Origin of the sequence: Catenibacterium sp. UBA627 (assembly GCF_002299355.1) — a bacterium.
GTDB classification, from domain to species: Bacteria; Bacillota_I; Bacilli_A; order Erysipelotrichales; family Coprobacillaceae; genus Catenibacterium; species Catenibacterium mitsuoka.
Window position 1 is genome coordinate 999 of record NZ_DBPF01000052.1, and the last position, 5923, is coordinate 6921.

Sequence of the window (5923 nt, forward strand, 5' to 3'; positions counted from 1 at the left end):
TATTATGAGTAAAAAAGTCGTTGTATTATCAACAAGTCTAAGAAATAATAGTAATTCAGAATTACTTGCGAAAAGTTTTGTAGAAGGAGCAAAAGAATCTGGAAATGAGGTAGAATATATCACATTAAAGAATAAAGATATTCGTTTCTGTATTGGATGTCTTGCATGTCAAAAAACTGGACATTGTGTTATTAAAGATGATGTTGCTGATATTATGAATAGTGTGATCAATGCAGATGTTGTTGTATGGGCTACACCTATCTATTATTATGAAATGAGTGGACAGATGAAAACTCTTATTGATCGTCTCAATCCAATGTATTCTAAAGATTATAAGTTCAGAGATGTCTATCTTCTTGCGACAGCTGCAGAAGAAGGAGACGAAGTCTTTGAAAAAGTCATTACTGGACTAAATGGATGGATTGACTGCTTTGAAAAGACATCTATTAAAGGTACTGTACTTTGTGGTGGTGTATCTAGTGGTGGAGATATATCTAGTAATGATAAGCTTAAAGAAGCCTATAATCTAGGTTCTCATGTATAAGGCAGACATTGTGATATTTGATTATGCAATTGCTGCACCTTTTATCTTACCTGCTGGTACAGATGCAATTATTAAATGAACACTTGCGAAATGGACAGGTCTTGCCTTTAAGATTCCTCGTACTTCATTAGAAGAATGTAAGAGTAGAGATGAATTAAAACAAACAGGCATATATTTCTTATTTAGGAGAGATGAAGTGACCAATAAAGGTATTGTCTATATTAGTCAGGCAGGAGTGTGTAAGAATGGTGAAGGTATAAGACAATTAGATGAAGAATCATAAGCATGAACACATGATGTTCATGTTTTTTTGTTAGTTATAACTAATATACTAATTGTGATATCTATTTCATAGTGATATACTGAATCTGTAAGTTAGACTAAACTAACAAAGAGGTGATATCATGCGAATACTTATATATGGTGCAGGGGTAACTGGTTCTTTATATGCAGTTTTGTTGAAAGAAGCAGGGTATTATACAACTATTTATGCAAGAGGACATAGACTTGAAGCCCTTCAAAATCAAGGATTCCTTTATAAGAAAAATAATATAATCAAAAAAGTAGATATCAAGATCATTGACCACTTACAAGATAATGATATATATGATTTTATTTTTTTAACTGTTAGAGAAAATCAATTATATCAAGCACTTAAAGAATTAAAATCCAATAAAAGTAAAACTATCATTACTATGGTCAATACACTAGATAATTATGAAAAATGGGACTGTATTGTAGGAAAAGGAAAAATATTACCTGCTTTCCCGGGTGCTGGAGGCACTATCACAAATAATATACTTGATGCAGCACTTACTCCTAAAATTATACAACCCACTACTTTTTTTGAAATATCAGGAAAGAAAACAAAAAGAACAGAACAGCTCTCACAAATATTGAAATATGCGCATATACCTTACCAGCAGGTCAATAATATGCATATATGGCAGTTATGTCACCTTGGAATGGTTGTACCTCTTGCAGATGCTTATTATCAAACAGAAAATCCAAAATTTGTAGGACAAGATAAAGTGGTGATGAGAAAAACAGCTATTCAGCTTAAAAAGAATTTCAATACATTATATAAAAATCTCAATACCTTATCACCAGTTAAAATGCATATATTCCGCTATTTGCCAACATCCATACTCATATATATTTTGTCTCAAACTTTTAAAAGCAGTTTTGGTAAAAAATTTATGTATCAGCATGCAATTAAAGCACCAGATGAAATGAGAGAACTACATAAACAATTTTATTCTTATATTAAGAAATGGAGATTATGAATATGACAAATGAAGAATATAAACAACTATCAATCAAAGAATTTACTAAAGCAGCTGGGAGATATGAGGGAAATCATGCAGGTGTCTATGAAATGTGTAAGAAGGATTATCCAGATATTTTAAAGAATTAGAGAAAGAACCATTCATGAATCTACTAGATGCAGGATGTGGGCCAGCACCTATGATTTCTTTACTATCAGAAAAATATCCTGATAAGTATTATACTGGACTTGATCTTACACCTGCTATGATTGAACAGGCTAAAAAGAAGAATATTCCAAATGCAGTATTTGTAGTAGGGGATTGTGAGAATTTCCCTTTTGAGAAAAACTCATTTGATGCCATTATCTGTTCTATGAGCTTTCATCATTACCCTAATCCACAGGCATTTTTCAATAGTGTAAAAAGATGCTTACGTCCAAAGGGTAGATTAATACTTAGGGATGTCACAAGTGATAATAAATTTCTTGTATGGTTAATGAAGACATTTGAAATGCCTCTCGCAAACTTATGTGGTCATGGAGATTTCCAGGTTCCTACAAGAGATGTTGTATATAAATGTTGTAAAAAAGCAGGATTAAAAGTAGAGAAGTTTGAAATACGTAAAGGAATGCGTCTTCATTGTGTTGTAAGAAAAGAAGGCGATTCAAAATGAAAATAAATGTAAAAGGTGTAGCAGAAACAATGATCCAGACTCTTTATGCACGTGCTAAAGAAACAAGTCAAAAGAATCCTCAAATCAAAGATGAAATGGCTGTATCAATAGTCAAACAATTAGATTATGACTTTTCTCAAGCAGATCAAGATAAAACAATGCGTTCAGGTGTGATTGCAAGAACAATTGTATTAGATAAGATGGTAGAGGAATATTTAGATAAACATAAGAATACTATTGTGATTAATATTGCATGTGATCTTGATACAAGGTGTTATCGTATGAAAGGCATATATATAAGCTGGTATAATCTAGATTTACCTGAAACGATGAATATAAGAAAACAGTTTTTAACAGAAATAGGACCTATCTATCAAATCGCGAAGTCAGCTATGGATGAAACCTATACAAATACTATTCACAATGAAGGAGAAGACGTTCTAGTAATCATAGAAGGTTTGACTATGTATTTAACTGAAATTGATATTAAGAAGATCTTTTCTATTATCGAACATGCATTTTCAAATGTCACAATAATGGTTGAAGTGATGTCACCTTTTATGGTGAATCACATTAAAGACAAATCTATAGAAGGCAGTCGCGCAAAATTTACATGGGGTATAAAAATGGGAAAGAACTAGAAAAACTTCTTCCTACATTTTCTTTTCTTACTGAAGTGAGTCTTGTAGAAGGAATGAAGAAGTTAATGCCTATATATCATGTATTAGGTAAAATTCCTTTTGTTTATAATATTTCAAATAAAATAGTTGTTTTAAACAACCACAACTAGTATTAAGGAAATGATAGAAGTTATGAAATTACATACACGCTTAGATATAGATCAACGTATAAGAAATGTTGTTGTGGAATAGAAGAATAGAAAGGAAAATGAATATGAAAGATAAAGTAAAAGATGCTTATGAATCATCTAAGAATATATATGATGACGTTCTCACTCAATCCAATATTTTTAGTCAACTTTATATAAAACTATTTTGGAGTGGTACTGATGATAATGTAATCGCACAAAAAGTACTCTCTTATATTCCTAATGATTTTAATGGTGTTCTTCTTGATGTTCCAGTAGGTACAGCTGTATTCACTAAGAATAAATGGATTTCTTTAAATAATGCGCATATTACATGTCTTGACTATAGTCAGGATATGCTTGAACAGGCTAAGATAAGATTAAATGGTCAAAAACATATCCAATATATTCAGGGAGATGTAGGAAACTTACAGATGGATGATGAAACATTTGATATCGTACTATCAATGAATGGATTTCATGCTTTTCCTGATAAGATTAAAGCTTTCCAAGAAACATGGCGCGTACTAAAACCTAGTGGTGATTTTATTGCATGCTTTTATATTAAAGGAAAATCAAAAAGAACAGACTGGCTAGTAAAAAATATTCTTTCAAAGAAAGGGTGGTTTACGCCACCATTTCAAACTGAAGAAGAACTTAAAGAGATTCTAGATAAACTCTATCAAATCATTGATATACATATTGATGGATCAATGGTATATTTTCACTGTAAAAAGAGGTGAAACATATGCGTATTGCGTTAGCTCAAATGAAAAATGAAGGTACAATCCAAGATAACTTAGATAAAAGTATAGAGTTTATTAGACAAGCTTCTGAAAATGATGCAAGCCTCATCTTATTTTCAGAAGTTCAGCTTACAGAATTCTTTCCACAATATAAGGGAAAGGATGTATCACAATATAGACTTAAACTTGATTCAAAAGAAGTAAAGATGCTTCAATCTGCAAGTAAGAGATATAATATTATATCTGTTCCAAACATTTATCTTGAAGAAGAAGGAAAAACCTATGATGCAAGTCTATTAATAGGGAAAAATGGAGAAATCAAAGGCATTCAAAAAATGATTCATATAGCACAGGCTAGACAATTCTATGAACAAGATTACTACACACCTTCAAATGATGGATTCAAAGTATTTGATATAGAATATGGTAAAATAGGCATTGTCGTATGTTTTGATAGACATTATCCTGAAAGTATTAGAACAGAAGCGCTGATGGGCGCAGATCTAATACTTATTCCAACAGTGAATACTAAAACTGAACCTTCAGAAATGTTTGAATGGGAACTTCGTGTCCAGTCCTTTCATAATAGTGTAAGTATTGCGATGTGCAATAGAGTAGGACAAGAGGGTGAAATGAACTTTTCTGGAGAATCCGTTGTAGTAGATCCAAATGGGAAAGTTATTAAAAAAGCAGGTGATCAGGAAGAAATCATATATGTTGACATTGATTTGTCTAATTCAAAGAAAATAAGAGAAAGTAGGCCCTATACACAACTAAGAAGAAAAGAATTATATCAATAAAATCTCCTTGCCATAAAGTAAGGTTCACACTTTATAATTTAGTCAAGGAGGATGATACTATGAGTAAAATATTGGTTGCTTATTTTAGTGCAAGTGGTGTTACAAAGCATGCAGCTGAAGAAGTCGCAAAGATAGCAGGGGCTGATTTATATGAAATCAAGCCAGAAGTCCCATATACAAAAGCTGATCTTGATTGGATGAATAAGAAGTCTAGAAGCAGTATTGAAATGGAGGATAAATCTTTTCGTCCTGCCATTATTAAAGATAATCTAGATATTTCAAAGTATGATCATATCTATCTAGGTTTTCCTATCTGGTGGTATGTTGCACCTACAATTATTAATACATTCCTAGAAGCATATGATTTCTCTAATAAGAGAATTACACTATTCGCTACATCAGGAAGTAGTGGTTTTGGAAACACTATAAAAGAATTAAAAGTATCAGCACCAAATGCAGATATTAAAAAAGGATTATTACTAAACAATCTAACAACTCAAAAAGTAAAAGAATTATTGGCCTTATGATTATTCATAAATAAATCCTTTCGTTTGTCATAGGCTCCTCCCACTGCCAATAGGTGGTGGGAGGAGCCTCGCAAATTGTATCTATTATCCCTGACTTTCAATATATTTTTGTATAGTTGCTGATGACACTTCTCCAATGCTACAAGCAAAATCACCATCTGACCAAAATGTTTTTTCCTTCCAATACTGTTTTGATAAGACCGAACTATACTTATGCCATAAGTGGTATGCTGTTTCCTGCTTTACAATTTTGACAATATCGCAAACTCTATCTGTTGTATCGTAACTTAATAAGAAATGTATATGGTCTTTGTCAGTTTCTATCGCAATAATTTCGTAGCCACGAGTATTAGCTATATCGAGAATCTTTTGTTTAACATCATTGGCGATAGAGTCTTTTAGTAGTTGTTTGCGGTATTTGGTTACTAGAATTATATGTACCTTCAGACTGTATTTTTGTCTGTTATGACGATTGTATCTATTATCCACAGTTTACCTCAAAATATAGATATTTCGCTATAAAATAAATATAATATATAGTGAAATATCTATGAAAG

Annotated in this window: 9 protein-coding genes; 8 read left to right on the forward strand and 1 reads right to left on the reverse strand. The window is 31.7% G+C overall.

Translation table 11 applies throughout. From position 1 onward, the window contains the following. From B2S90_RS03720 to B2S90_RS03755, 8 genes are all read left to right on the forward strand, one after another. Nucleotides 1-544 (forward strand): flavodoxin family protein (locus tag B2S90_RS03720; protein ID WP_349677201.1); only part of this gene is annotated, 544 nt, incomplete at its 5' end. A 404-nt stretch (nt 545-948) separates the two neighbouring features. Then, a complete protein-coding gene (locus B2S90_RS03725; protein ID WP_286696560.1) occupies nt 949-1830 on the forward strand; it encodes a ketopantoate reductase family protein in 882 nt (293 codons plus the stop codon). A gap of 2 nt (nt 1831-1832) precedes the next feature. Beyond that, entirely contained in the window at nt 1833-1961 is a 129-nt protein-coding gene (locus B2S90_RS03730; RefSeq protein ID WP_278861394.1) for a hypothetical protein, read from the forward strand. Between the two features lie 14 nt (nt 1962-1975). Beyond that, nucleotides 1976-2485 (forward strand): class I SAM-dependent methyltransferase, encoded by a 510-nt coding sequence (locus tag B2S90_RS03735; RefSeq protein WP_278861393.1) that lies wholly within the window; start codon nt 1976-1978, stop codon nt 2483-2485. Further along, on the forward strand, nt 2482-3126 hold the full coding sequence (locus B2S90_RS03740; protein ID WP_278861392.1) for a class I SAM-dependent methyltransferase: 645 nt from the start codon (nt 2482-2484) through the stop codon (nt 3124-3126). The genes B2S90_RS03735 and B2S90_RS03740 overlap by 4 nt, the downstream gene beginning before the upstream one ends. A gap of 253 nt (nt 3127-3379) precedes the next feature. After that, nucleotides 3380-4036 (forward strand): class I SAM-dependent methyltransferase, encoded by a 657-nt coding sequence (locus B2S90_RS03745; RefSeq protein WP_278861391.1) that lies wholly within the window; start codon nt 3380-3382, stop codon nt 4034-4036. Between the two features lie 5 nt (nt 4037-4041). Next, entirely contained in the window at nt 4042-4839 is a 798-nt protein-coding gene (locus B2S90_RS03750; protein ID WP_278861390.1) for a carbon-nitrogen hydrolase family protein, read from the forward strand. A 59-nt stretch (nt 4840-4898) separates the two neighbouring features. Further along, nucleotides 4899-5366 carry a flavodoxin gene (locus B2S90_RS03755; RefSeq protein ID WP_278861389.1) on the forward strand — a complete coding sequence of 156 codons (468 nt, stop codon included), beginning with the start codon at nt 4899-4901 and terminating at the stop codon, nt 5364-5366. Nucleotides 5367-5450: 84 nt separating this feature from the next. On the opposite strand, the gene tnpA is transcribed toward B2S90_RS03755, so the two are convergent. After that, nucleotides 5451-5855, reverse strand: coding sequence for an IS200/IS605 family transposase (gene tnpA / locus B2S90_RS03760; RefSeq protein ID WP_286696561.1), 405 nt, complete (start codon nt 5853-5855; stop codon nt 5451-5453). Nucleotides 5856-5923: the final 68 nt, after the last annotated feature.